The sequence below is a fragment of the Mesorhizobium sp. B2-4-7 genome (assembly GCF_006442685.1).
In the GTDB taxonomy this organism is placed as follows: domain Bacteria; phylum Pseudomonadota; class Alphaproteobacteria; order Rhizobiales; family Rhizobiaceae; genus Mesorhizobium.
The window spans coordinates 489,262-514,433 of sequence record NZ_VFVH01000003.1; the positions used below are offsets into that span (position 1 = coordinate 489,262).

Sequence of the window (25,172 nt, forward strand, 5' to 3'; positions counted from 1 at the left end):
AACGCTCATTGATCGGTGAAGCAATTTCGTTTGATTTTGTCAGGCCGTGGGCCGATAAGCCGGGCTTCACCCGTTTTTAAGGATCGAGACGCCATGGCTGCCGACAAGAATGCATTCGTCTGGGAAGACCCGTTCCTGATCGAGGACCAGCTTTCGGAAGACGAGCGCATGGTGCGGGACGGGGCGGCGGCCTTCGCCGCCGACAAGCTCGCGCCGCGCATCGAGGAGGCCTATCTCAACGAAACCTTCGACACGGCGATTTTTCGCGAGATGGGCGAGGCCGGCCTGCTCGGCATCAACATTCCGGAAGAATTCGGCGGCCTCGGCGCCAACTATGTCACCTACGGCCTGGTCGCCCGCGAAGTGGAGCGCGTCGATTCCGGCTATCGTTCGATGATGTCGGTGCAGTCGTCGCTGGTGATGTATCCCATTTATGCCTATGGCTCGGACGAACAGCGCAGGAAGTATCTATCCAAGCTGGCCAGCGGCGAGTGGATAGGCTGTTTCGGCCTGACCGAACCGGATGCCGGCTCCGACCCCGGCGGCATGAAGACGCGCGCCGAGAAGACCGCCAATGGTTACAAGCTTACCGGCTCCAAGATGTGGATCTCCAATGCGCCCGTCGCCGACGTGTTCGTCGTCTGGGCGAAGCTGAAGGGCGAGAACGGCAAGGATGAGATCCGTGGCTTAGTCCTGGAAAAGGGCATGAAGGGGCTTTCGGCGCCGAAGATCGGCGGCAAGCTGTCGCTGCGGGCGTCGATCACCGGCGAGGTGGTTATGGAAGGCGTCGAGGTCGGCGAGGATGCTCTGCTGCCCAACGTGTCGGGGCTGAAGGGGCCGTTCGGCTGCCTCAACCGGGCTCGCTACGGCATTTCCTGGGGCTCGATGGGCGCGGCCGAAGATTGCTGGCATCGCGCGCGCCAGTATGGCCTCGACCGCAAGCAGTTCGGCAAGCCGCTGGCCAGCACGCAGCTCTACCAGAAGAAGCTCGCCGACATGCAGACCGAGATCGCGCTCGGGCTGCAGGCCTCGTTGCGCGTCGGGCGGCTGCTCGACGAAGGCAAGATGGCGCCGGAGATGATCTCGATCGTCAAGCGCAACAATTGCGGCAAGGCGCTCGACATCGCCCGCCAGGCGCGCGACATGCATGGCGGCAACGGCATCCAGATCGGCTATCACGTGATGCGCCATGCGCAGAATCTGGAGACGGTCAACACCTATGAGGGCACGCATGACGTGCACGCGCTGATCCTGGGACGGGCGCAGACGGGGATCCAAGCGTTTTTCTGAGGTTCGGTAGCCGTTTAAGTTAGGTGCAGCGCAACATCCGCTTGGAGAATGACGGCCAGATGTGTCAGGGTTCGGCCAGCTAAACGCCGATCTTCCGGGGCTCCATGGCAATTCTGGCCGCCGTCTATCACCTGACCCATTACAAATACGACCGGCCGGTGGTTCTTGGTCCCCAGGTGATCAGGCTCCAGCCGGCGCCACATTCGCGCACCAAAGTGCTCAGCCATTCGTTGAAGGTCGAGCCGGCGAACCACTTCGTCAATCTCCAGCAGGACCCCTACGGCAATTTCCTCGCCCGTTTCGTCTTTCCCGACCCGGTGAGCGAACTCAAGATCGAGGTCGACCTCGTCGCCGACATGACGGTCTACAACCCGTTCGATTTCTTCGTCGAGGAGACGGCGGAAAATTTCCCGTTCGAGTATCCGGAAGAGACACGCAACGACCTCGCCATCTATCGCACACCGGAACCGGCAGGCCCGCTGCTGTCGGCGTTCCTGAAAACCATCGATACCAGCCCGAAAAACACGGTCAATTTTCTCGTCGACCTCAATGCCCGGCTGCAGCGCGAAATCGCCTATATCGTGCGTATGGAGACCGGCGTGTTCTCGCCGGAGGAAACGCTGGCGGCCGCCAAAGGGTCGTGCCGCGATTCGAGCTGGCTGCTGGTGCAGATCCTGCGCAATCTAGGCATCGCCGCGCGCTTTGTCTCGGGCTATCTGATCCAGCTCAAGCCCGACCTCGTCGCGCTCGATGGGCCGGCCGGTACATCAGTGGATTTCACTGACCTGCACGCCTGGTGCGAGGTCTATCTTCCCGGCGCTGGCTGGATCGGTTTCGACCCGACTTCGGGCCTGCTTACGGGCGAGAGCCATGTACCGCTTGCCGCCACCCCGCATTTTCGCAATGCAGCGCCCATTTCCGGCATGGCGAGCTTTGCCAATGTCGAGTTCGGCTTCGACATGCGGGTCGACCGCATCGCGGAGCATCCGCGCATCACCAAGCCGTTCTCGGATGAAAGCTGGCATGCGCTTGATGCGCTCGGCAACAAGGTCGATGCGGCGCTGGCGGACGGGGATGTACGGCTGACCATGGGCGGCGAGCCGACCTTCGTGTCGATCGACGATTTCGAGTCCGCCGAGTGGAACACCGCCGCCGTCGGCCCGACAAAACGCGAAAAGGCCGATGCGCTGATCCGGAGGCTGCGCGAGCGCTTCGCGCCTGGCGGCTTCCTCCATTATGGCCAAGGCAAATGGTACCCCGGCGAAAGCTTACCGCGCTGGACCTTTTCGCTCTACTGGCGCACCGACGGCCAGCCGGTGTGGAGCGACCCGTCGCTGATCGCGCGGGAGAAAAGCGAAGCCAATATCGGTCCGAAGCAGGCCGAGAGCCTGCTGACCGCGATCGCCGGCGAGCTCGGCATCGAAACGTCCATGGTCAGCGAAGCCTATGAGGATCCGGCCGAGTGGCTGCTCAAGGAAGGCAAGCTGCCGGAGAATGTCGATCCGTCCAATTCGAAGCTGGAGGATCCCGAAGAGCGCAGCCGCATGGCGACGGTGTTCGAACGCGGGCTAACCAAGCCGTCGGGCTATGTGCTGCCGGTGCAGCGCTGGAACAGCCAGGCGTCGGGCCAGCGCTGGCGCTCGGAAAAATGGACGACGCGGCGCGGGCGGCTGTTCCTGGTGCCGGGCGATTCACCGGTCGGCTACCGCCTGCCGCTCGGCACGCTGCCTCACGTGCCGCCGGAGCAGTTTCCCTATATCGTTCCGGTCGATCCGTCGCAGCCGCGCGGTGCGCTGCCCGTGCGGGAGGCGATCTTGCCCATGGCGGCTCCGGCCGATCCTCAGGGCGCCGATGAAATGGCACGCCGCCAGCAGGCGGCATCGTTCACGGCCGCGACCGCCCAGCAGGACCGGGTCGAGCAGGAGATCACCGAGATCGGCGGCGCGGTGCGTACCGCGCTTTCGGTCGAGCCGCGCGAGGGACGGCTCTGCGTGTTCATGCCGCCGGTCGAGGCGCTGGAAGATTATCTTGAGCTGGTGGCAGCAGCCGAGAACGCGGCCAAGGCGATCAGGTTGCCAGTGCACATCGAGGGCTACGGCCCGCCGCATGATCCGCGCCTCAACGTCATCCGCGTCGCGCCGGACCCTGGCGTCATCGAGGTCAACATCCACCCGGCTGCCAACTGGCAGGACTGCGTGGCGACGACCACGGCGATCTACGAGGAGGCGCGGCAAACGCGGCTTGGCGCGGATAAATTCATGATCGACGGCCGCCACACCGGCACCGGCGGCGGCAACCATGTTGTGGTCGGCGGCGCGACCCCCAATGACAGCCCGTTTCTGCGCCGCCCCGATCTTTTGAAGAGCCTGGTGCTGCAATGGCAGCGGCATCCCTCGCTGTCTTATCTCTTCTCCGGCCTGTTCATCGGCCCGACCAGCCAGGCGCCGCGCTTCGACGAGGCGCGCCACGATTCGCTCTACGAGCTTGAAATCGCCATGGCGCAGGTGCCGCGTCCGGACCAGGGCAGCGTGCCTTCGCCATGGCTGGTCGACCGGCTGTTCCGCAACCTTTTGACCGACGTCACAGGGAACACGCATCGCTCGGAAATCTGCATCGACAAGCTGTTTTCGCCTGATGGACCGACCGGACGGCTGGGCCTGGTGGAATTCCGCGGCTTCGAGATGCCGCCCAATGCGCGCATGAGCCTGGCGCAGCAACTGCTGGTCAGGGCGATCATCGCCCGTGCCTGGAAGAACCCGCTCGACGGCCGTTTCGTGCGCTGGGGCACGTCGCTGCACGACCGCTTCATGCTGCCGCATCATGTCTGGGCGGATTTTCTCGACGTTCTCGACGACCTCAAGCTCAACGGTTTCACGTTCCGCCCCGACTGGTTCGACGCGCAGCTCGAGTTCCGCTTTCCCTTCTGCGGTGAGGTCCAATATGCGGGCGTCAAGCTGGAACTGCGGCAGGCCCTGGAGCCGTGGCATGTCATGGGCGAGCAGGGGGCCATCGGCGGCACCGTGCGCTTCGTCGATTCCTCGGTCGAAAGGTTGCAGGTCAAGACCGAAGGGCTCAATCCGGAGCGCCATGCCGTCGTCTGCAACGGCCGCATCGTGCCGATGAAGGTTACCGACAACAGGGAAGTCGCGGTGGCGGGCGTGCGCTTCAAGGCGTGGCAACCCGCTTCGGGCCTGCATCCGGCACTGCCGATCAATACGCCGCTGGTGTTCGATATCTACGACCGTTGGTCGGGTCGGGCGGTTGGCGGCTGCGTCTATCATGTCGCGCATCCGGGCGGGCGCAGCTACGACACTTTTCCGGTCAACGGCAACGAGGCGGAAGCGCGCCGGCTCGCCCGCTTCGAAGCGCGCGGCCACACGCCGTCGGCCTATGTGTTGCGCGAGGAACAACCCACGGAAGATTTCCCCATGACGCTTGACCTTCGGCGTCCACCAAGACTCTGATCTGACATGGCAAAGGGGAATCACAAGCGGGTACGCGGCAAGGCGCAGATCCATCGCCTGCTGGAGCACTACCAGCCGATCGACGGCGTCGTCGACGAGATGGTCGACGCTTCGGGCAATCCCCGTCCGGCCTGGAAGCATTTCATCGAGGCGCTCGATGATCTCGGCGCCGAAGAACTCGCCCAGCGTTTTGCCCGTGCCGACCAGTATCTGCGCGACGCCGGCGTCTACTATCGCGTCTACGACAAGGCCGGCGCCAACGAGCGCGAATGGCCGCTGGCGCACGTCCCGGTGCTCATCGAGGACGCCGAGTGGGCAGCGATCAGCGCCGGCCTGGTGCAGCGCGCCGAGCTGTTCGAGGAGATCATCGCCGATATATACGGGCCGAACCGGCTGGTCGAAAAGGGCATCCTGCCGGCCGGTCTGATCGCGGCAAGCCCCGAATATTTGCGGCCGGTGGTCGGCACCAGGCCGGCCGACGGCCATTTCCTGCATTTCTGCGCCTTCGAACTCGGCCGCGGGCCGGACGGCCGCTGGTGGGTGCTGGGCGACCGCACTCAGGCACCATCCGGCGCCGGTTTCGCGCTGGAGAACCGCGTCGCCACGACGCGCGCGCTGTCCGATATCTATGGCGAGATGCATGTGCACCGGCTTGCCGGCTTCTTCCGGCGTTTCCGCGACGCGCTGATCGGCATGGCCAGGGAAGCCGACGGCCGCGTCGCCATTCTGACGCCTGGACCGCTCAACGAAACCTATTACGAACACGCCTATATCGCCCGCTATCTCGGCATCATGCTGCTCGAAGGCGAGGACCTGACCGTTTCCGGGGGCCGGCTGATGGTGCGCACCGTTTCCGGGCTGATGCCGATCAGCGTGCTGTGGCGGCGGCTAGACGCGGCGTTCGCCGATCCGTTGGAACTGCGCTCGGAGTCGCAGATCGGCACGCCGGGACTGGTCGAGGCGATCCGGCAAGGCAGCGTCTCGACCGTCAATGCGCTCGGCTCGGGCCTGATGGAAACGCGCGCGCTGCTTGCCTTCCTGCCCAAGATCGCGCGTGAATTGCGGGGCGAGGAACTCGAGCTGCCCACCGTCGCGACATGGTGGTGCGGTCAGGCATCCGACCGAGCGCATGTGCTCGCCAATATCGACCGCATGGTGATCGGGCCGGCGCTGTCGACGAGGCTGGCCTTCGAGGACGACGACCAGACTAGGCTTGGCTCCGCGCTGTCGGCCGGGGAGCGGGCGGACCTGGTGGCGCGCATCGAACGCGACGGCGACGCTTTCGTCGGCCAGGAAGCGGTGACGCTTTCGACGACGCCCGTCTATGTCGGCGGATGGCTGGAGCCGCGGCCGGCGAGCCTGCGTGTCTACCTGGCGCGCACGCCCGAGGGCTGGACGGTGATGCCGGGCGGGTTCGCCCGCGTCGGCCTGTCGCTCGATCCGACGGCAATCGCCATGCAGCGCGGCGGCCAGGCGGCCGACGTATGGGTGGTCAGCGATCGGCCGGTGGAGCGCGAGACGCTGCTGCCGCAAGAGGGTGACAGCTTCAGCCGCACCAGGCCGGGCAGCCTGCCCAGCCGCGCAGCGGAAAACCTGACCTGGCTCGGCCGCTACATCGAACGCTCCGAGGACACGGTGCGCATCCTGCGCGCCTATCATGTGCGGCTCGCCGAAACTTCCGATCCGGATATGCCGCTGCTGGCCGACATCAGGGATCATCTCGAACCGTTCGGCATCGATGTCGAAACAGCGATCCCATCGGGGCTGATCGGTACGCTGGACAGCGCGGTCTACAGCGCCGGCCAGATCCGCGACCGTTTCTCGCCGGACGGCTGGCTGGCGCTCAAGGACTTGTCGAAGACCATCCATCAGTTCGCGACGACGGTGGCGCCGGGGGATGACGCGACGCGGGCGATGACCGTCATCCTGCGCAAGCTCGCCGGTTTTTCCGGCCTGCTGCACGAGAACATGTACCGCTTCGCGGGCTGGCGGTTCCTGGAGATCGGCCGGCGGCTGGAACGCGGCATACAGATCGCCAGCACGCTCGCCCGGCTGACCAGCGACAAGGCGCCGGACGGCGCGCTCGACATGATGCTGGAGATCGGCGACAGCGTCATGACGCACCGGCGGCAGTACCCTGTGCAAGCCGGCCGCCGCACGGTGATCGACCTTCTGGCGCTCGATCCGCTCAATCCGCGTTCCATCCTGTTCCAGCTCGAACGGCTGAAGGCCGAGATCGGGCTGCTGCCGGCGATCGGCGGCGAGGGGCACATGTCGCCTGCGGCCAAGGAAATCCTGCAGCTCAACACAGCCATCGCCATCAAGGAGCCAGCGGACATGACTGTGAAGGCGCTGAACGATCTCGCCGGCGAGATAGGCGGGCTCTACAGCAGCCTCGCCAAGGCCTATTTCGGTTAAGGCGGCGCTCCGGCATGCTCTACGACATCAGGCTTCACCTTCACTACGACTACGCCGCCGTCGCCGGCGGCGGCCGTCACCAGGTCCGCGTGTTGCCGCCGACCATCGACGGCGTGCAGCGCGTCGTCGCAGCGTCGCTATCCTTCGCGCCGGCGCCAAACGAACGCTCGGATTTTTCCGATTTCTTCGGCAACAACGTCACCTCGATCGCCTTCCGCGACGCGCATGACGCGCTCGACATCAGGATGAGCGCGCGCGTGGCGGTGTCGCGACCGGAACTCGGGCTCGACGTGTCGCCCGATCTTAGCCGGCTGCGTCAGGAGCTCGCCGCCATGCGCTCCCTGGCGCCGGATACACCGCACCATTTCCTGGCCGCCAGCGGTCACGCCGGCATCGATGCGGCGATCACCGCCTATGCGCGCGATAGCGTCGGCGGCTCGGCCGCCGGTACGGCGATGAACCTCTGCAATCGCATCCACCGCGATTTCACCTATGATGGCGAGGCGACAACCGTGCGGACCCTGGCTGGCGACGCATTCCGGCTGAAGCGCGGGGTGTGCCAGGATTTCTCGCATATCATGATCGCCGGCCTGCGCGGGCTTGGCATACCGGCCGGCTATGTCAGCGGCTTCCTGCGCACCATTCCGCCCAAGGGCAAGGCCAGGCTGGAGGGCGCCGACGCCATGCATGCATGGGTCAAGGTGTGGTGCGGGCGCGATGCCGGCTGGCAGGAGTTCGACCCGACCAACGGCATGCGGGCCTCCAACGATCACATCACCGTCGGCTATGGCCGTGACTATTCGGATGTCGCGCCGATCGTCGGCGTTCTCAAGACCACCGGCGGACAGGTCGGAGAGCAAGCCGTCGACGTTATTCCGGTGGTGCTGGAGAAGACCTGACGTCAGGCCTGCTTGCGCAAAGCGCCTTGCAGGGTTCCGCCCGACGTGGGTGGCCGCCGACTTTTCGGACAGGAATGGAACCAGTGCTCGGCCCAGAGGCTTATCTACGGGTGTTTCCGTGGGGCCAGCATGCTGCAGAAATCCGGATTGACTATCGACGGCGAGGCCGCACCAAAGAACGGCGCTCAGATCTCTGCCGAGGATGCCGCACTGATCTATGTCAGCGATACCGAGGCCGGTATCCGCCGACTGAAAGCGGGCAAGGGATTTTCCTACAGGGGAGCTGACGGAAGGCCGGTCTCGGATGCCACCCGAGCGCGCATCGAGGCGATCGTTATCCCGCCGGCCTGGACGGATGTGTGGATCTCGCCCGAGGCGGACGGCCATATCCAGGCAACCGGCAGGGATCAGCGCGGGCGCAAGCAATATCGCTACCATCCGCGTTGGGCCGAGGAACGCGACAGCGCCAAATATTCGAGCCTTGTCGCTTTCGCCGAAAGCCTGCCGGAGCTTCGGCGCAGGATCGACAGCGACCTGCGCCGCCATGGCCTGCCGCTCGAACGCGTCGTCGCCGCGATCGTCTGGCTGCTCGACAACACCATGATCCGAGTCGGCAACGCCGCTTACGCCCGCGACAACAAGAGCTTCGGCCTGACGACGCTGCGGGACCGCCATGTCGACATCAAGGGATCGAGCCTGCGGTTCGCCTTCAAGGGCAAATCGGGCAAGGAATGGAAATTGAAGCTGGTCGATCGCCGCATCGCGCGAATCGTGCGGGGCGCGCAGGACCTGCCGGGCCAAAAGCTGTTCCAGTATCTCGATGAGGACGGCAACAGACACCCGGTGCGCTCCGAGGACGTCAACCGCTACATCCGCGAGGCCATCGGCGATGCATTCAGCTCGAAACATTTCCGTACATGGGGCGGCACCATTCACGCCGCGTCGCTGTTCGCGCAAACGGTGCTGCCCGACAGCCAGGCACAGCAGAAACGGGCGATGAACAGCGTCATCGACAGGGTCGCCGAGCGGCTGGGCAACACGCGCGCCGTCTGCCGCCAATGCTATATCCATCCGCAAGTCTTCGAAGCATGGCTGCAGGGACGGCTGCTTGCCGAAATGGCGGAAGCCAACAAGCGCAAACGGTCGATAGACGGTCTCGATGACGAGGAAGCGCTCGTGCTGCGATGGCTGAAGACGCACGAAAGCGGACCCGCGGCAACCACCGGCCGCTGAATCCACGGCGCCTCGATTTTTTTATCGACGCCGTGTCGGGATCGGTCCTAGTGTTTCGTCCTTTGACACAGAAGAGGACAAACCATGCTCTACGCGATCTTGTGCTATGCTTCCGAAGACGTCGTCTGCTCCTGGAGCAAGGAACAGGACGACAAGGTCATGGCCAACATTCTCGATGTCCAGCAGAAATACGCGGACGCCGGCCGGCTTGGCCCGGTGGCGCGGCTTTTGCCGACGACGGCGGCGACGACGCTGAGGAAGGTCAAGGGCGAATCGATCGTCATCGACGGGCCGTTCGCCGAGACCAAGGAACAGTTCCTCGGCTTCTACACGCTCGAATGCGCCGATCTCGACGAGGCGGTGGAGTTCGCGCGCGAACTTTCCGAGGTCAATCCGAGCGGCGGCTCCTACGAAATCCGGCCGGTATCCATCTTCAATCCCACTAGGGTCGCCGTATGACCGAACTTGCCTGGATCAGCTCAGCGATCAGCGCCGCCCGCCCGCAGGCGATGGGTGCGCTGCTGCGCTATTTCCGCGACCTCGATACGGCGGAGGAAGCTTTCCAGGACGCTTGCCTCAGGGCGCTGAAGAACTGGCCGCAGAACGGTCCGCCGCGCGATCCGGCGGCCTGGCTGATCTTCGTCGGACGCAACAGCGGCATCGACGCGGTGCGCAAGCGCGCCAAGCAGGCGCCGATGCCGGAAGAGGACCAGATATCTGATCTCGAGGACGCAGAGAGCGACATCGCCGAGCGGCTCGATGGCGCGCACTACCGCGACGACATATTGCGACTGCTGTTCATCTGCTGCCATCCCGACCTGCCGGCAACGCAGCAGATCGCGGTGGCGCTGCGCATTGTCTCCGGCCTTACGGTCAAGCAGATCGCGCGCGCCTTCCTGGTCGGCGAAAGCGCCATGGAGCAGCGCATCACCCGCGCCAAGGCACGTATCGCCGACGCCGGCGTGCCGTTCGAGACGCCGGGCGCGGTGGAGCGCTCGGAGCGGCTCGCCGCAGTCGCAGCCATGGTCTACCTGATCTTCAACGAGGGCTATTCGATCAACAGCGGCGAGGCGCCAGCCCGCGCGCCGCTGTGCGAGGAGGCGATCCGGCTGGCCCGGCTGCTGCTCAGGCTGTTCCAGACCGAGCCGGAGATCATGGGGCTGACGGCGCTGCTGCTTCTCCAGCATGCGCGCGCACCGGCCCGCTTCGATGCGGACGGAGAGATCGTTCTGCTCGAGGATCAGGACCGCAGCCTGTGGAGCCGCAAGATGATCGATGAGGGGCTGGCGCTGGTCGACAAGGCGCTGCGCCACCGAAAGCCCGGCCCTTACCAGGTGCAGGCGGCGATTGCCGCGCTGCATGCGCGGGCTGAAAAGGCCGAGGACACGGACTGGGTGGAGATCGACCTGCTCTACGGCCTGCTCGAACAAATGCAGCCGTCGCCTGTCGTCACCCTCAACCGTGCGGTTGCGGTCTCCAAGGTGCGTGGCCCGGAGGCCGCGCTCGCCATGATCGAGCCGCTGGAGCAGAGGCTTTCCGGCTATTTCCACTTCTTCGGCCTCAAGGGCGGGCTTTTGATGCAACTCGACCGGGGCGAGGAGGCGCGGGTCGCCTTCGATCGCGCCATCGCGCTTGCCAACACCGCGGCGGAAGCGGCCCATATACGCATGCACATCGACCGGCTGATGAAGGACAGCGCAGCGCGCACCGCAAGCTGACCCTGGTTCAATGGTCTGGCCCGAGCTTGGACCATGCCGGGGTGGCGATTTTTTCCTGAAACCGCTATTGGCACGCCAAGACAGCGCCACCCTGCGCCTGACCGCACAGGGAATGCACGGCGCAATGCTTGACCACGCCACATGAATGGCGGGATCTGAAAGGGACAGACATGACGATAGCGAAGGAAACCGCCGAGCTGCTGGCGAAACTGGGTGTTGCCAAGGAGGCGCTTGTCGGCGGCGACCTGATCGTGCGCAGCCCGGTCACGGGCGAGCAGATCGCGGCATTGAGCACGATCTCACAGGCCGATGCGGCCAGGACCATCGATGCCGCGCACAAGGCGTTCCAGGCCTGGCGGCTGGTACCGGGCCCGAAGCGCGGCGAGCTGGTGCGGCTGCTCGGCGAGGAATTGCGCGCGCACAAGGCCGAACTTGGCCGGCTGGTGTCGATCGAGGTCGGCAAGATCCCCTCGGAAGGGCTCGGCGAAGTGCAGGAGATGATCGACATCTGCGACTTCGCCGTCGGTCTTTCCAGGCAATTGTACGGACTGACCATCGCGACCGAGCGCCCAGGACACCGGATGATGGAAACCTGGCATCCGCTCGGCGTGGTCGGCGTCATCTCCGCCTTCAACTTCCCGGTCGCGGTGTGGTCGTGGAATGCGGCGCTGGCGCTGGTCTGCGGCGATGCGGTGGTATGGAAGCCTTCCGAAAAAACGCCGCTGACGGCGCTGGCCTGCGAGGCGATCTTCAAGCGCGCCGTCAAGCGCTTCGGCACTGATGCGCCGGAAGGGCTCGCGTCGGTGCTGATCGGCGACCGCGCCGTCGGCGAGATTCTGGTCGATCATCCCAAGGTGCCGCTGGTCTCCGCCACCGGCTCGACCCGCATGGGCCGCGACGTCGGCCCGCGCCTGGCCAAGCGCTTTGCACGCGCGGTGCTGGAGCTCGGCGGCAACAATGCCGGCATCGTCTGCCCGACCGCCGATCTCGACATGGCGTTGCGCGCGATTGCCTTTGGCGCGATGGGCACGGCGGGCCAGCGCTGCACGACGCTGAGGCGCCTGTTCGTGCATGACAGCATCTACGACGCCTTGGTACCGCGGCTGAAGAAGGCCTATCAGAGCGTCTCTGTCGGCAATCCGCTGGAGACGTCGGCCCTCGTTGGGCCGCTGATCGACAAGGCAGCCTACGAAGCCATGCAGAAGGCGCTGCAGGAAGCGTCCGCCCACGGCGGCAAGGTGACCGGCGGCACGCGGGTCGAGAATGGCCATCCGGACGCCTACTACGTGCATCCGGCGCTAGTCGAAATGCCCAGCCAAGTGTCGCCGGTGACCGAAGAGACGTTCGCGCCGATCCTCTATGTGATGAAGTATTCCGATTTCGACGCCGTGCTTGACGAGCACAATGCGGTGGGAGCGGGGCTGTCGTCGTCGATCTTCACCCGCGACCTGCAGGAGTCCGAGCGCTTTCTCGGCGTCGACGGCTCGGACTGCGGCATCGCCAATGTCAATATCGGCACGTCGGGCGCCGAGATCGGCGGAGCCTTCGGTGGTGAAAAGGAAACCGGCGGCGGCCGCGAGAGCGGCTCCGATGCGTGGAAAGCCTATATGCGCCGCGCCACCAACACGGTGAACTATTCCAAGGCGCTGCCGCTCGCCCAGGGTGTCTCCTTCGACATCGAGTGACATTGCGGGTTCCGGCTCGGGTGACCTTGCGCACCCGGGCCGTTCTGCGGCCTGAGGTTCACTGCTGAGGGCAGTTATGCTGTCATTCTTCGTATGGTGCTGACGTCCCGCCGCCGAGGCGGTTTTTTTGTTTCAAAGGATACACAGCGGCACGGACCGCCTTCATAGCCTGGGCAGCGGCGAGTCTCTCAGTGGTCGGTGGAAAAGCATGCTGCGAAGGCGGCATCCACGATGGCCAGCTTGGCGGCCTGGACGGTCATGTATTCCTGAAAGAAGCGGTGCGAGACCCACATCACGGAATTGCCGCGCTGGCCCAGCCAGCCGATGCTGCCGAGCGCCTCGGCATCGCGTAGTTTTCGGGCGAGGTGGGTGCGCGACAGTTTGAGCCAACTGGCGAATTCCGCCACCGAGACCACGCTGGTCGGAATCCGATCTAGGCCGGCATGGTCGGGGTCGATGCCGGACATGAGCCGATCCATGACGATGCCGCCATTGTTGAGCCAGATGAACAGGGAAAAGGTCTGGTTGGGTTCGCGCACCGGTTTGGACGAAAGCAGGCCGTCGGCCACGAGGGGCTGCAGGGCGGCGAGCATATCGGGCCGCTCCAGGTATCTCGCCAGCCGGTCCGCGCCGTCGAGTCGGTCAAGGGTCCGTAGATGTGCGTGCACCCATCCGGTGAATGTCCGCACCGTGTCCGCTGTCGGCTGCAACGGGTGGGTGCGCCCGTCTCCGCCCGCGACGTATTCGGCGATGCGGTAATTCAGCATCTCCTTGATGAAAGCGTCGGCGGTGTTGCGGCTGGCGACCTTGTGCTGATGCACGAACTCGATGAAGCGCGACACCGTCAACGCGGTGCGACGGTCGCCCGGGTCGCGCCTGAAATGCATGGCAAGGCCGACATGGCCCATCAGCCAGCGCTGCTGCGTGGCGAATATGGAAGCAAGCCGCGGGCTGGCTTCGTAGATGTGGATCAGCGCCAGCGACTGCTCCTGGACGTGGCGGTGCAGATCCGGATGAGCGGCTATGTCCTCGATGTCCAGCATCCGCCTCCTTCTGGTTGGCCAAGCTTACTGCGCTCCAAGAGCGGGTCGCGTCGAAGCGGATTCATGCGACGCGCTTTTGGCTTTTTTCGTGCATGTCGTCCTCCCAAAACCGAGGTTACTTTTGGGCGACATGCATTAAGACATTTTCAGCCTTGCGCTTTTGTGTCCAGATGAGACAGCTCGGACTAAAGTCCAGTTCTGTAGCCAATGATGGCGGCGAGACGTCGGCGGCAACCCACACGGCGGCAAGTACGGCGCGCTTAGCGATCTGGACAACCGCAGCTACGCCCCAGGTGTCGTCCTGCCGCCCGGCTATGATGGGCTGACGCGGGGTCCGCCGGCGCATACGCATCGGGAGGCCGCCGATGGCGGGTTCTGCCGCCTACTCGGCCGCCTGAACGCGATGTGCCTGGATGATGGCGCGGATCTCAGAGCGGCAGGAGCCGCAATTGGTGCCTGCCTTCAGCGCGGCGCCGATGGCTTCCACGTTCGTGCAGCCGGAAGCCACCGCCGCCGTGATCTGGTTGATCCCGACGTTGAAACAGGAGCAGACGGTCGCGCCGGCATCGGGCCGTTCGGCACCGGCGCGGCCGGCGACGATGCGGAAGCGCTCGCGTTGGCTGGCATGGGCCTCTTCGAGCTGCTGCGTTGCCCATCCGCGCGACACGGCGACCGGGCCGGGAGCGACGAACAGGGCGCCCGCGAGCTGTACGCCATCGAAGGCGGCGATGCGATGCTGGCCGGCATCGCGGTCGTGATAGGCGAGTATTTCGGCATCGGTCGAGGCGCCGAACAGGGATTGGGCAAAAGTCGTCCAGTCGATTTTGTCGTCTGCAAAGGCGAGCTCGACCCGCCAGCCATCCCTGCAGCGGGCCACGGCCCAATAGTCGCCGGCGACCGCTTCGGGCCTTTGTCGGGTCACGGCGAAGCCGAACGCCATCGCGGCGAATTTCTCGATGTGCACCGCGACGTGCTTCAGTGCCGGCTGGCCGGAAACCGGGTCGGTGAGTGGTGCGGTGAGCGTGTCGAGCCGGCCCTTGGCGGTGAACTGGTCCGTCCAGTGCATCGGCGCGAAGATGCTGCCCCGGCGCTGGCGGGACGTGACCAGCGCGCGCACGAGCACGGCGCCGCGCGGGCTGGAAACGCGCGCGATGTCGGCGTCGCCGATGCCGTATCGCGCGGCGTCGTCGGGATGAATCTCGACGAAGGGTTCGGCGATGTGCTGCGACAGACGCGGGCTTTTGCCGGTGCGTGTCATGGTGTGCCAATGGTCGCGGACACGGCCGGTGTTGAGGATGAGGGGGAATTTCTCGTCCGTGCGGGTTTCCGTGACAGGGCGGACGGCGATGAAGCGCGCCTTGCGGTCGGGCGTGTAGAAATTGCCGTCGGCGAAGAAGCGGGTGTTCGGTGGCCCTGCTTTATCGTTCTCCGGTTGGGGCTCAGCTTGAACGTTCCCCTCCGAGAGATGTCGAGCCCAGGCGCCCCCCTCTGTCCTGCCGGACATCTCCCCCTCTAGGGGGGAGATCGGCAGTTTTGTCGACGGCGCTCGTCCTGAGATATCGGCGATTGGCGAAGGCCGTCGTGGCATCCAATCTCCCCGCTTGAGGGGGAGATGGCCGGCAGGCCAGAGGGGGGCGCCTGGGCTCGGTGCTGGCCATTGAAAAGGCGCCAGCGCGTCGTATTCCTCCCCATTGAGGCCGGCATAAATCCCAATATCGAAATCGCGCCCACCGTCGTTTTCAAATCCCGACAGCGCCGCGTGTTCGCCAAAAACCTCCGCCGGGGATGCATGCGCGAACGCTTCGCCAAAACCCATCCGCCGCGCCACTTCCGCAATGATCCACCAATCCGGCCGCGCCTCGCCAGGTGCCGCCAGGAACGGGCACTGGCGTGAGATGCGACGCTCGGAATTGGTGACGGTGCCGTCCTTCTCGCCCCAGGCGGTGGCCGGCAGCCGGACATGGGCATGGCGCACCGTGTCTGTGTCGGCCTGCACGTCCGACACCACCACAAACGGGCAGGCCTTGATCGCTGCTTCGACGGCGTCGGCATCGGGCATCGAATCGACAGGATTGGTGGCGAGGATCCACAGCGCCTTGATCCGCCCGTCGGCGACCGCCCGGAACATGTCGACCGCTTTCAGGCCGGGCTTTTGCGCGATGTCAGGTGCATTCCAGAAGCGCTTCACGCGTTCGCGATGCCCCGAATTTTCAATCTCCATATGCGCGGCCAGCATGTTGGCCATGCCGCCGACCTCGCGTCCGCCCATGGCGTTGGGCTGGCCGGTGACCGAGAACGGCCCGGCGCCGGGCCTGCCGATGCGACCGGTGGCGAGGTGGCAGTTGATGATGGCGTTGACCTTGTCGGTGCCGGACGACGACTGGTTGACGCCTTGGCTATAGACCGTGACGGTCTTGGCGGTCGCGGCGAACAGGCCGTAGAAGCGGGCGAGCTCGTCCTCGCTCAGGCCCGTGGCGGCAGCGATGCCGGCAAGGTCGAGTGCCGAGGCGGCGAAAAGGGCTTGTCCGAAGCCGGTCGTGTGCGCCGTGATGTAGGCGCGGTCGAGCGCATTGTGCTGGCCGAGCCAAGCGAGCAGGCCGGTGAACAGGGCGACGTCGCCATCGGGCGCGATCGCCAGGTGCATGTCGGCGATATCGGATGTCATGGTGCGGCGCGGGTCCACCAGCACGATTTTCATCTCCGAGCGCTTCTCACGCGCGGCAGCTATGCGCTGGTAGAGCACGGGATGGCACCAGGCGAGATTCGAGCCGACCAGCACGATGAGATCGGCAAGCTCCAGATCCTCGTAGGTTCCGGGCACCGTGTCGGAGCCGAAGGCGCGGCGATGGCCGGCGACCGAGGAGGCCATGCAGAGGCGCGAATTGGTGTCGATATTGGCCGAGCCGATGAACCCCTTCATCAATTTGTTGGCGAGATAATAGTCCTCGGTCAGCAACTGGCCGGAGACATATAAGGCGACCGCATTCGGCCCATGTTCGGCAATGGTTTGCGAGAAGGTCGACGCGACAAGATCGAGTGCCTCGTCCCAGGAGGCGCGGCGGCCGTGGATCTCAGGATGGAGCAGCCTGCCGTCAAGACCTATGGTCTCGGCAAGAGCAGAGCCCTTGGAGCAGAGCCGGCCGAAATTCGCGGGATGATCGGGGTCGCCGCGGACCGACACCTGCCCGTCCGCGGCGACCTTCGCCAGCACGCCGCAGCCTACCCCGCAATAGGGGCAAGTGGTCCTCACCTCGCGTGCTTCGCCAATCTGCATGGGTCAGGCCGCGCGGCTTGCCAGCGCTTCGAGCGCGATGAACAAACGCTCGCCCTCGATCTTCACCGGAATGGTGCGCACCGCGCCCTCGTCGGCGCCGAGCGCCTTGCCGGTCTCCAGCGAGATGACCCAACTGTGCAGGGGGCAGGTGACCGCCGCGCCATGCACGATGCCCTGGCTCAGCGGCCCGCCTCTGTGCGGGCAATGATCGTCGATGGCGAAGACCTGGTCCTCGGCGGTGCGGAAGATAGCGATCTTGCCCTGCGGCGTGGCAACACAGCGCGCGCCCCGGCGGGGGATGTCGGACAGGGAGCCGATCGGTGTCCAGGTCATTGGGTCGCCTTTACTTGATACGAATGCGCCCAGGCGCCCCCCTCTGTCCTGCCGGACATCTCCCCCTCGAGGGGGGAGATCGGCAGTTTTGCTGATGGCGTCCGTTCTGCGAAGTTGGCGATTGGCAAAGGCCGTTGTGGCATCCAATCTCCCCCCTTGAGGGGGAGATGGCCGGCAGGACAGAGGGGGGTGGCTCGCGCGAACATCTCCATCACTCCGCCGCCTCCGCGAACCCGACCGAGGCCATCGGCCGGAACTCGTGCTTGTCCTTGCCTGACACGCGTTCCGACCACGGATCGACCTGGGCGAATTTCTGGGAAAAGACGAAGCGGTCGTAGAAGGCCTTGCGCTTGTCGCCATCGTTCATGATCTGGCGCTTGATCTCGGCGATGCCGACGCGCTTGGCCCATTTGTAGATGCGTTCGAGATAGCGGGCCTGCTCGCGGTACATCTGCGTCAGCGCCACGATATGCTCCAGCGCTTCGTCCTCGGTCTTGACCAGGCCAAGCACTTCGGTGCCCTTGATGTCGAGGCCTGCCGCACCCGCGAAGTGGATCTCGTAGCCACTGTCGACGCAGATGACGCCGACGTCTTTGCAGGTCGCCTCGGCGCAGTTCCTCGGACAACCCGACACCGCCATCTTGACCTTGGCCGGCGTCCACGAGCCCCACATGAATTTCTCGATGCGGATGCCGAGGCCGGTGGAATCCTGCGTGCCGAAGCGGCACCAGTCGGAACCGACGCAGGTCTTCACCGTGCGCAGGCCTTTGGCATAGGCGTGGCCGGAGACGAAGCCGGCCTGGCCGAGATCGGCCCACACCGCCGGCAGGTCTTCCCTGCGGATGCCCAGCATGTCGATGCGCTGGCCGCCGGTGACCTTGACCATCGGGATATCGAACTTATCGACGACATCGGCGATGGCGCGCAGTTCGGCGGCATTGGTGACGCCGCCCCACATGCGCGGCACCACCGAATAGGTGCCGTCCTTCTGGATGTTGGCGTGGACGCGCTCGTTGATGAAGCGTGACTGGTAGTCGTCCGCGTATTCGTCCGGCCAGTCGCAGACGAGATAATAGTTGAGTGCCGGCCGGCATTTGGCGCAGCCGCAGGAGGTTTTCCATTCCAGTTCCTGCATGATCGCGGGAATGGTCTTCAGCGCCTTGGCCTTGATCAGCCGGCGCACCTCGTCATGGCCGAGCGTCGTGCAGGAGCACATGGGCTGTACGGCGGCCGGGTTGTACTTGTCGCCGATGGTCAGCACCATCAGTTTTTCGACCAGCCCGGTGCAGGAGCCGCAGGAGGCCGACGCCTTGGTGTGCGCGCGCACGTCGTCGAGCGAAGTCAGCCCCTTGGCCGCGATCGCGCCCGTGATCTTGCCCTTGCAGACGCCGTTGCAGCCGCAGATTTCCGCATCATCCGGCAAGGCTGCAACGGCCGCCATAGGGTCCAGTGGGGTACCCCCCTGGTAGGACTGGCCGAAGATCAACGTATCGCGCATTTGCGATATGTCTGTTTGCTTCTTCTTGAGGTCGTTGAACCAGGCGCCGTCCGCGGTCTCGCCGTAGAGCACGGTGCCGATGATGCGGTCGTCCTTGAGCACGAGGCGCTTGTAGACGCCGGCCGCCGCGTCGCGCAGCACGATCTCCTGGCGGTCCTCGCCCTCTGCGAAGTCGCCGAGCGAGAACAGGTCGATGCCGGTGACCTTGAGCTTGGTCGGCGTGTCCATGTGGACAAAACCGACCGCCTCGTCGGCGGCGAGCTGGCGGGCGGCGACGCGGGCCATCTCGTATAGGGGGGTGACCAGCCCATAGATCTGGCCGTTGACCTCGGCGCATTCGCCGAGCGCGTAGATGTCCGGGTCGTTGCTGCGCATGCCGGCATCGACGACGATGCCTCTGTTGACGGCGATGCCCGCCTCCTTCGCCAGCGCTGCGTTCGGCCGGATACCGACGGCCATCACCACCAGCGTCGCGGGGATGACGGTGCCGTCGACGAGTTCGACCTGCTCGACCTTGCCGTTGCCCGTGATCGCCTTTGTATTGGCCTTGGTGACAACCTTGATCCCGCGCTGCTCGACGGCGCGCTGTAACAGATAGCCTGCCGCCGGATCGAGCTGGCGCTCCATCAGCGTCGGCATGACATGCAGCACGGTGACGTCCATGCCTTGCGCGTTGAGGCCCGCTGCTGCTTCCAGTCCGAGCAGTCCGCCGCCGATGACCACAGCCTTGGCGCGCGACTGGGCCGCGAGCATCATCGCCTGGACGTCGTCGAGGTCGCGATAGGTGAGAACGCCGGGCAGGTTGTGGCCGGGCACCGGGATGATGAACGGCACCGAGCCGGTGGCGATGACGAGCTTATCGTAGGGTTCGGTGACGCCGTGGTCCGACGTGACGGTCTTCGCTGCGCGGTCGATGGCGACGATCTTGTGGCCCTTGTAGAGGGTGATGTTGTTGGCGATGTACCAGCCGTCGCCATGGATGATGATTTCTTCGTAGGCCTTCTCGCCCGAGAGGACCGGCGACAGCATGATGCGGTCGTAATTGACGCGCGGTTCGGCGTTGAAGATGGTGACGCTGTAGCGGTCCGGCGCCTGTTCCAGCAGGTGCTCCAGCATGCGCCCAGGGGCCATGCCGTTGCCGATGATGACGAGTTTTTGGGTCATGTTCCTAATCCGCTCCGGTGTCACTCTGCAGCATAGGAAAGGGTCGACGCCTTGGTTGATGCGGCCCGCCCCATCCGCCTGACGCTGACATGCATCCAGGCAAAGCAGGCGACGACGAGGACGAAGAGCAGCATGAAGCAACTCGACCAGACGCCGGTGAGATCGTTCAGCGCGCCAAAGGCGATCGGCAGGATGAAGCCGCCAAGGCCGCCGATCATGCCCACGACGCCGCCAACGGCCCCGACGCTCTGCGGATAGTAAGCCGGGATATGTTTGTAGACGGCGGCCTTGCCGAGGCTCATGAAGAAGCCGAGCACGCAGGCGACGGCGATGAAGGCGAGCGGGCCGATCTCGAAATGGAAGGCGATCGGCCCGCTGATGCCGCGCACCACATAGTCTGCCGAGGGGAGAGACAGCACCAAGGTCGCGACGGCACAAACGGAGAAGGTCCAGTAGAGTACGGTACGAGCGCCGACGCGGTCGGAAAGCACTCCGCCATAGGCGCGGAAGATGCTCGCGGGAATCGAATAAGCCGCGCCGATCATGCCGGCGGTCGCCAGCCCGAAGCCGTAAACGCCGATCAGGTAGCGCGGCAGCCACAGCGACAGCGCCACGAACGCACCGAAGGAGAAGAAGTAATAGAAGGCGAAGCGCCAGACCTGCGGGTTCTTCAGCGGCGCGAATTCCTGCCAGAAGCTCCTCGCAGGCGTGGTCTTGCCGGCGCGGCGCTCGCGAATCACGGGATCGTCGCCGGTCGTGAACCAGAAGATGGCGGCCATGATGACGAGTGCTGCCGCCCAGATCAGCGCGACCGATTGCCAGCCCCAGGCGAGAAGCACGAAAGGCGCCAGGAATTTGGTGACAGCGGCGCCGACATTGCCGACACCGAAGATGCCGAGCGCCGTGCCCTGCCTGCCCGCCGGGAAGAAGCGCGAGACATAGGCGACGCCAACGGCGAAGGAGCCGCCGGCAAGCCCGACGCCGAGTGCAGCGATCAGCATCTGTCCGTAAGTGTGCGCAAAACCGAGCAGGAAGGTCGCTACCGCCGCAGCGAGCATGGTGGCGGTGTAAACCAGCCGTCCGCCATAGCGGTCGGTCCAGACGCCGAGCACCATGCGCACGAGGGAGCCGGTGAGGATCGGCGTGCCGACGAGCAGGCCGAACTCCGTCTCGTTCAGCCCAAGTTCCTGCTTTATGCGCACGCCGATGATGGAAAAGATCGTCCACACCGCAAAGCAGACTGTGAACGCGATGGTGGACATCAGGAGCGCCTGCCGGGGGGCATTGTCCTGGCTGGGCGCGGCTGGGAGGATTGCGGTCATGTCAGGCTCCGGTTTGCGATGGAGAAGCACCGCGCGTGTTTTCTTGATCGATGGTCAGCGGCGCGGCATCAGCGCGGCGAGCTTGGCGCGTTCACTTGGGCACCTTTGCCCTCGGCCACGGCGCCAACCGGGAACAGCATCTTCGCTGCGACGAACAGCGCCGCCGCCAGCGCGCTGCTGGCGACAAAATCGCGGCGCGTGAAATCCTTGAGGGTTGTTCCAGTTCCGATCCGTTTCGTCATCGTCGTCTCCGGTTGGGCGCTGCCTGGGACCAGCACCGTCGATTGCGTGTTCGGCCAAACAAAAAAGCCGCCGGCCAGGTCTTCGCGTCCGAGAATCCGGATCGCGTCTTGACCTGAGCGGCAGCTTTGCCTGTGGGCGCCCGCCATTGGACGCCTGTTCCGTGACCCACTAAGGGTCCGGTTATTTCAATGCAGGAACCGTGCCAGTCTCGCCTTAGAAAGGAATTTCGAATGAATTCAGCTGAATAGCCGATTCACGGGCAGATCCGGCCACCAGGTGACAAGGCCAAACATTGGTCAGCTATGCGATCAGTCCGCATAAATTTTGTGCAATGCACAAGAATGGCGCGGAAATGATCACCCTGGCCGCTGCGCCCCGATATAAGCGTCGATCTGGTCCGGATCGAAGATGCGGCCGTCGAAGAAACCGTCGGGGCCGAGCACCAGGCTTGCCCCGGCCGAGCCGACGGGCGTTGCGATCTTCAACGCCCCCTCGACCTTGGCATTGGCGCCCGGCAGCGCCACGCCGAGCGGCTTCAGCGCCGCCCGATAGAGGTCGGGCCGGTAGCAGTCGCGGGCGATGGCGAGGTTTTCAGGCGTGTGCGCGATATCGCCCCAGCGCACCATCTGGGTGTAGAACCACAGCGCATGGCTCTTCCAGGGAAAGTTCGCCGCCTTGTCGAAGGGAACGAAGAAGTCCTCGACGTTCCGCTCGGCGCCGCTGCCGAGGCGGAGATGTCCGGTCAGGACCGGCATCTGGATTTCAGCGGACTGGCCAAGGAAGCCTGGCTGCGCCATCAATGCCGCCAGTTCGCCTCGATTGGCCGGGTCCTGGCACCAGCGGGCGGAGTGGTGCAATGCCCTGAGCAGCGCCGCCAGCGCCTCCGGCTGCGCTTCGGCCCAAGCCTTGCGCGCGCCGATTACCTTTTCGGGACTGTTGCGCCACAAAAGCGCCTTGACGGTGACGATATGGCCGGTGCCGGCCGCGACGGACGCACTGTTCCAGGGCTCGCCGACGCAATAGCCGTCGATGCGGCCGGCGGCCAGCGCGTCGGCCATGAAGGGCGGGGGCACGATAACAATCTCGATCTCGCCGTCGGGGTCGATGCCGCAGGCGGCGAGCCAGTAGCGCAGTTCGTAATTGTGCCCGGAATGCGGATGCACGACGGCGAAGCGCAGCGGGTCGCGGCCGGCCGCCGCGCGTTCGCGGATAAACGCGCCGAGCGCCGCGCCGGCGCGGGCCGGATCGAGATCCGATACGGCGCCGTGCGCCGCCATGCCTTCCCAGACGGCGTTGGAGATGGTGACGCAATTGCCGCCGAGGCCGAGCGAAAAGGGCACGATCGTCTCGGATGCCAGCGGCGTGAGCCCGAGGTTGCAGGCGAGCGGCATCGGCCCAAGCATATGGGCAAGGTCGAAATGGCCAATGGCGATGCGGTCGCGGATGTTGGCCCAGGAGGTTTCGCGGTGGAGGACGAGATCGACGCCTTCGCGCGCGGCAAAGCCCATTTCGCCGGCCGCGACCAGCACGGCGCTGTCGAACAGGGGCATGAAGCCGGCGGTGATCTGATGCGCAGCTGTCATGCTCATTCATCCTCCAGCGGCCCGAGCAGCCCGGCTGTCGTCACCAGGCTATGGGCGATGTCGCTGATCTTGCGGTTCTGGTTCATCGCCGTCTTGCGCAGCAGCGTGTAGGCCGCGTCTTCGCTCAGACCCCGCGATTTCATCAATATCCCCTTGGCGCGGTCGATGACCTTGCGGTTCTCGAGTTCGCTGCGCGCTTCCTCCAGTTCGCGTGCCATGCGCGAAAAGGCGTTGAAGCGGCTGACGGCCATGTCGAGGATCGGCTTCACGCGTTCCTGCCTGAGGCCATCGACGACATAGGCGGACACGCCGGCATCGACCGCGGCCTCGATAGAGGCCTGGTCGGAACGGTCGACGAACATGGCGATCGGGCGCTTCACCGCGCGCGACAGCTGGAACATGTTCTCCAGCATGTCGCGGTTGGGATTTTCGAGGTCGATGACAATGACGTCGGGTTCGATCTCGGCGATGCGGCGCGCAATGCCCGCCACGTCATGGACGACGGTCACCCGCTGATGGCCGGCCTCGCGCAGTCCCGCCTCGATGATCGAGGCGCGGATACGGTTTTCGTCGATCACCAGGACGGCTAGGGAGGATAGGACCATGCCCCGCATTGTGGGCAAGGTCGCGGAATTGTGCAATGCGGCATAGCCAGTGCAGCGGAAGGGGCGTGGCCGCAGCTTACCGCATTGCAATCAGGCCACGCAGATGCACTTCAGCGATCCTCGGGTCAGGTGCAGACACGAACCTCTTCGATCACCCTGTGATGGTGGCGCCAGTGTTTCACCAACTCGATGTGGCAGCGGTGGTGACGATGGTAGCGGCGGTATTCGCGGTCGCTGTAACGAACATCGCTGTCCTCGTCGTCGTTATAGCGATTGTCGATATAACGCTGGCGATCGTGATGGCGGCGCACGACGACCTCGCCATTGTCATAGTCGTCGTCGGGCGAATACTGGGGCTCGTCGCCGGACTGGATGGTGACGCTCGCGGCCTGCGTCGGCGCAATGACGGAAGCCGAAGCGGCCAACGCCATCATCGAGGCCAGGAAAAAGCTTCTCATGTCTCGTCCTCCTGTTGTCCAAGCCATATCAACTCGCAAAAGGAGCCGCCGTTCCGATACCGCCCTACACGCTTTCCAACGCGGTCGACATCAAGGCGTTATCGGCGCGTGGCTACAGGCGGACAAAGGCGGTCAGCGGCAGATGGTCGGAGGCGACCCGCGACAACGGCGTGTCATGCGCTTCGACGGCCGCGATCATTCCGTGCCGGTTGGCCATGATGCGGTCGAGCGCCAGCAGTGGCAGATTCGAGGGGAAGGTGGGAACAGCCGGCGGCAACGGTCCAAACGTCAGATGCAGCGTGTTCAGCGCGGAGCGGTTTCCGAGGCGCCATTCGTTGAGGTCGCCGAGCAGCAGCGTCGGCTTCTCGTCGGGGCTGTTCATGATATCCAGGACGACCTGTGCCTGCTGCGACCGCGAACGGCGCAGCAGGCCCAAATGCGCCGCGATGACGCGCAGGGACTGGCTTCCGTCGAGGTCGATTTCCGCCACCAGAGCGCCACGCGGTTCCAGCCCGGGAAGCCTGATCTGATGCACGTCGCGCACGACACCCTTTTTGAAAAGCAAGACGTTGCCGTGCCAGCCATGGCCCTTGCCGGTTGCCGAAATCGGCACCGGCACCAGGCCGGTTTCCAGTTCGAGCCGGGACAGGTCGAGAAGTCCGGTCCGGTCGCCGAAACGATTGTCCGCTTCCTGCAGGGCGATGACATCCGGGTCGATCTCGCGGATGACGCGGCTGGTGCGGTCGGGATCGAACTTGCGGTCGACGCCGATGCATTTGTGGACATTGTAGGAGGCGACCAGCGTTCCGGTGGCGTCCGCCTTGTTTGTCGACGTGGCATTGGCCTTCCGCATCCGCTTGTCGCGAATGGACAAAAGCATGCTTGCCGGCAGGCTGCGCCCGTTCACCCGCATCGTTTGCCCGCCATTCCTGCTGCTTGCAC

At 64.9% G+C, this 25,172-nt stretch carries 18 protein-coding genes; 8 read left to right on the forward strand and 10 right to left on the reverse strand.

Annotation, left to right across the window (positions count from 1 at the left end; translation table 11 throughout):
- Window positions 1-93 precede the first annotated feature (93 nt).
- The 8 genes from FJ946_RS12500 (at window position 94) to FJ946_RS12535 (ending at window position 12,707) form a co-directional block, all read left to right on the forward strand.
- Window positions 94-1,290 (forward strand): acyl-CoA dehydrogenase, encoded by a 1,197-nt coding sequence (locus FJ946_RS12500; RefSeq protein WP_140566277.1) that lies wholly within the window; start codon window positions 94-96, stop codon window positions 1,288-1,290.
- Between the two features lie 104 nt (window positions 1,291-1,394).
- Window positions 1,395-4,754 carry a transglutaminase family protein gene (locus FJ946_RS12505; RefSeq protein WP_140566280.1) on the forward strand — a complete coding sequence of 1,120 codons (3,360 nt, stop codon included), beginning with the start codon at window positions 1,395-1,397 and terminating at the stop codon, window positions 4,752-4,754.
- Window positions 4,755-4,760: 6 nt separating this feature from the next.
- Window positions 4,761-7,172 carry a circularly permuted type 2 ATP-grasp protein gene (locus tag FJ946_RS12510; RefSeq protein WP_140522302.1) on the forward strand — a complete coding sequence of 804 codons (2,412 nt, stop codon included), beginning with the start codon at window positions 4,761-4,763 and terminating at the stop codon, window positions 7,170-7,172.
- 14 nt (window positions 7,173-7,186) lie between these two features.
- Window positions 7,187-8,071 (forward strand): transglutaminase family protein, encoded by an 885-nt coding sequence (locus tag FJ946_RS12515; RefSeq protein ID WP_140522300.1) that lies wholly within the window; start codon window positions 7,187-7,189, stop codon window positions 8,069-8,071.
- 129 nt (window positions 8,072-8,200) lie between these two features.
- Window positions 8,201-9,304 carry a DNA topoisomerase IB gene (locus FJ946_RS12520; protein ID WP_140566282.1) on the forward strand — a complete coding sequence of 368 codons (1,104 nt, stop codon included), beginning with the start codon at window positions 8,201-8,203 and terminating at the stop codon, window positions 9,302-9,304.
- Window positions 9,305-9,388: 84 nt separating this feature from the next.
- Window positions 9,389-9,763: a YciI family protein gene (locus FJ946_RS12525; protein ID WP_140496184.1), complete on the forward strand. Its 375-nt coding sequence runs from the start codon at window positions 9,389-9,391 to the stop codon at window positions 9,761-9,763.
- On the forward strand, window positions 9,760-11,022 hold the full coding sequence (locus FJ946_RS12530) for an RNA polymerase sigma factor (protein WP_140522297.1): 1,263 nt from the start codon (window positions 9,760-9,762) through the stop codon (window positions 11,020-11,022). The genes FJ946_RS12525 and FJ946_RS12530 overlap by 4 nt, the downstream gene beginning before the upstream one ends.
- 170 nt (window positions 11,023-11,192) lie before the next feature.
- Entirely contained in the window at window positions 11,193-12,707 is a 1,515-nt protein-coding gene (locus tag FJ946_RS12535; RefSeq protein WP_140566285.1) for an aldehyde dehydrogenase family protein, read from the forward strand.
- A 188-nt stretch (window positions 12,708-12,895) separates the two neighbouring features.
- On the opposite strand, the gene FJ946_RS12540 is transcribed toward FJ946_RS12535, so the two are convergent.
- The 10 genes from FJ946_RS12540 to FJ946_RS12585 all read right to left on the reverse strand — a co-directional run bounded on the left by FJ946_RS12540 (window position 12,896) and on the right by FJ946_RS12585 (window position 25,143).
- Entirely contained in the window at window positions 12,896-13,750 is an 855-nt protein-coding gene (locus tag FJ946_RS12540) for a hypothetical protein (protein WP_140496181.1), read from the reverse strand.
- A 382-nt stretch (window positions 13,751-14,132) separates the two neighbouring features.
- Complete coding sequence (locus FJ946_RS12545; protein ID WP_140566288.1) at window positions 14,133-17,024, reverse strand: nitrate reductase; 2,892 nt, start codon at window positions 17,022-17,024, stop codon at window positions 14,133-14,135.
- Between the two features lie 3 nt (window positions 17,025-17,027).
- Window positions 17,028-17,357: a nitrite reductase small subunit NirD gene (gene nirD, locus FJ946_RS12550; protein WP_140496179.1), complete on the reverse strand. Its 330-nt coding sequence runs from the start codon at window positions 17,355-17,357 to the stop codon at window positions 17,028-17,030.
- A gap of 211 nt (window positions 17,358-17,568) precedes the next feature.
- On the reverse strand, window positions 17,569-20,019 hold the full coding sequence (gene nirB, locus FJ946_RS12555; protein WP_140566290.1) for a nitrite reductase large subunit NirB: 2,451 nt from the start codon (window positions 20,017-20,019) through the stop codon (window positions 17,569-17,571).
- Between the two features lie 20 nt (window positions 20,020-20,039).
- On the reverse strand, window positions 20,040-21,341 hold the full coding sequence (locus FJ946_RS12560) for a nitrate/nitrite transporter (protein WP_140566293.1): 1,302 nt from the start codon (window positions 21,339-21,341) through the stop codon (window positions 20,040-20,042).
- Between the two features lie 68 nt (window positions 21,342-21,409).
- The gene (locus tag FJ946_RS12565) at window positions 21,410-21,730 is read right to left on the reverse strand and encodes a hypothetical protein (RefSeq protein WP_140566296.1); all 321 of its coding nucleotides are present in this window, start codon (window positions 21,728-21,730) and stop codon (window positions 21,410-21,412) included.
- Between the two features lie 210 nt (window positions 21,731-21,940).
- The gene (locus FJ946_RS12570; protein WP_181167719.1) at window positions 21,941-23,167 is read right to left on the reverse strand and encodes a CmpA/NrtA family ABC transporter substrate-binding protein; all 1,227 of its coding nucleotides are present in this window, start codon (window positions 23,165-23,167) and stop codon (window positions 21,941-21,943) included.
- 2 nt (window positions 23,168-23,169) lie between these two features.
- On the reverse strand, window positions 23,170-23,772 hold the full coding sequence (locus FJ946_RS12575) for an ANTAR domain-containing response regulator (protein WP_140496174.1): 603 nt from the start codon (window positions 23,770-23,772) through the stop codon (window positions 23,170-23,172).
- A gap of 125 nt (window positions 23,773-23,897) precedes the next feature.
- Window positions 23,898-24,230 (reverse strand): hypothetical protein, encoded by a 333-nt coding sequence (locus FJ946_RS12580; RefSeq protein WP_140496173.1) that lies wholly within the window; start codon window positions 24,228-24,230, stop codon window positions 23,898-23,900.
- A 112-nt stretch (window positions 24,231-24,342) separates the two neighbouring features.
- Window positions 24,343-25,143, reverse strand: a complete 801-nt coding sequence (locus tag FJ946_RS12585; RefSeq protein WP_140513604.1) for an endonuclease/exonuclease/phosphatase family protein — start codon at window positions 25,141-25,143, stop codon at window positions 24,343-24,345.
- Between the last annotated feature and the right edge of the window lie 29 nt (window positions 25,144-25,172).

Bases quoted from the DNA above. Each gene is read 5' to 3' on its own strand.
- FJ946_RS12500 (WP_140566277.1), top strand. From the start codon at position 94: ATGGCTGCCGACAAGAATGCATTCGTCTGGGAAGACCCGTTCCTGATC.
- FJ946_RS12560 (WP_140566293.1), bottom strand. From the start codon at position 21,341: ATGACCGCAATCCTCCCAGCCGCGCCCAGCCAGGACAATGCCCCCCGG.
- FJ946_RS12520 (WP_140566282.1), top strand. From the start codon at position 8,201: ATGCTGCAGAAATCCGGATTGACTATCGACGGCGAGGCCGCACCAAAG.
- FJ946_RS12575 (WP_140496174.1), bottom strand. From the start codon at position 23,772: ATGGTCCTATCCTCCCTAGCCGTCCTGGTGATCGACGAAAACCGTATC.
- FJ946_RS12525 (WP_140496184.1), top strand. From the start codon at position 9,389: ATGCTCTACGCGATCTTGTGCTATGCTTCCGAAGACGTCGTCTGCTCC.
- nirB (WP_140566290.1), bottom strand. From the start codon at position 20,019: ATGACCCAAAAACTCGTCATCATCGGCAACGGCATGGCCCCTGGGCGC.
- FJ946_RS12570 (WP_181167719.1), bottom strand. From the start codon at position 23,167: ATGACAGCTGCGCATCAGATCACCGCCGGCTTCATGCCCCTGTTCGAC.
- FJ946_RS12585 (WP_140513604.1), bottom strand. From the start codon at position 25,143: ATGCGGGTGAACGGGCGCAGCCTGCCGGCAAGCATGCTTTTGTCCATT.
- FJ946_RS12535 (WP_140566285.1), top strand. From the start codon at position 11,193: ATGACGATAGCGAAGGAAACCGCCGAGCTGCTGGCGAAACTGGGTGTT.
- FJ946_RS12565 (WP_140566296.1), bottom strand. From the start codon at position 21,730: ATGGCGGGCGCCCACAGGCAAAGCTGCCGCTCAGGTCAAGACGCGATC.
- FJ946_RS12505 (WP_140566280.1), top strand. From the start codon at position 1,395: ATGGCAATTCTGGCCGCCGTCTATCACCTGACCCATTACAAATACGAC.
- FJ946_RS12540 (WP_140496181.1), bottom strand. From the start codon at position 13,750: ATGCTGGACATCGAGGACATAGCCGCTCATCCGGATCTGCACCGCCAC.
- FJ946_RS12515 (WP_140522300.1), top strand. From the start codon at position 7,187: ATGCTCTACGACATCAGGCTTCACCTTCACTACGACTACGCCGCCGTC.
- FJ946_RS12510 (WP_140522302.1), top strand. From the start codon at position 4,761: ATGGCAAAGGGGAATCACAAGCGGGTACGCGGCAAGGCGCAGATCCAT.
- FJ946_RS12580 (WP_140496173.1), bottom strand. From the start codon at position 24,230: ATGAGAAGCTTTTTCCTGGCCTCGATGATGGCGTTGGCCGCTTCGGCT.
- nirD (WP_140496179.1), bottom strand. From the start codon at position 17,357: ATGACCTGGACACCGATCGGCTCCCTGTCCGACATCCCCCGCCGGGGC.
- FJ946_RS12545 (WP_140566288.1), bottom strand. From the start codon at position 17,024: ATGCAGATTGGCGAAGCACGCGAGGTGAGGACCACTTGCCCCTATTGC.
- FJ946_RS12530 (WP_140522297.1), top strand. From the start codon at position 9,760: ATGACCGAACTTGCCTGGATCAGCTCAGCGATCAGCGCCGCCCGCCCG.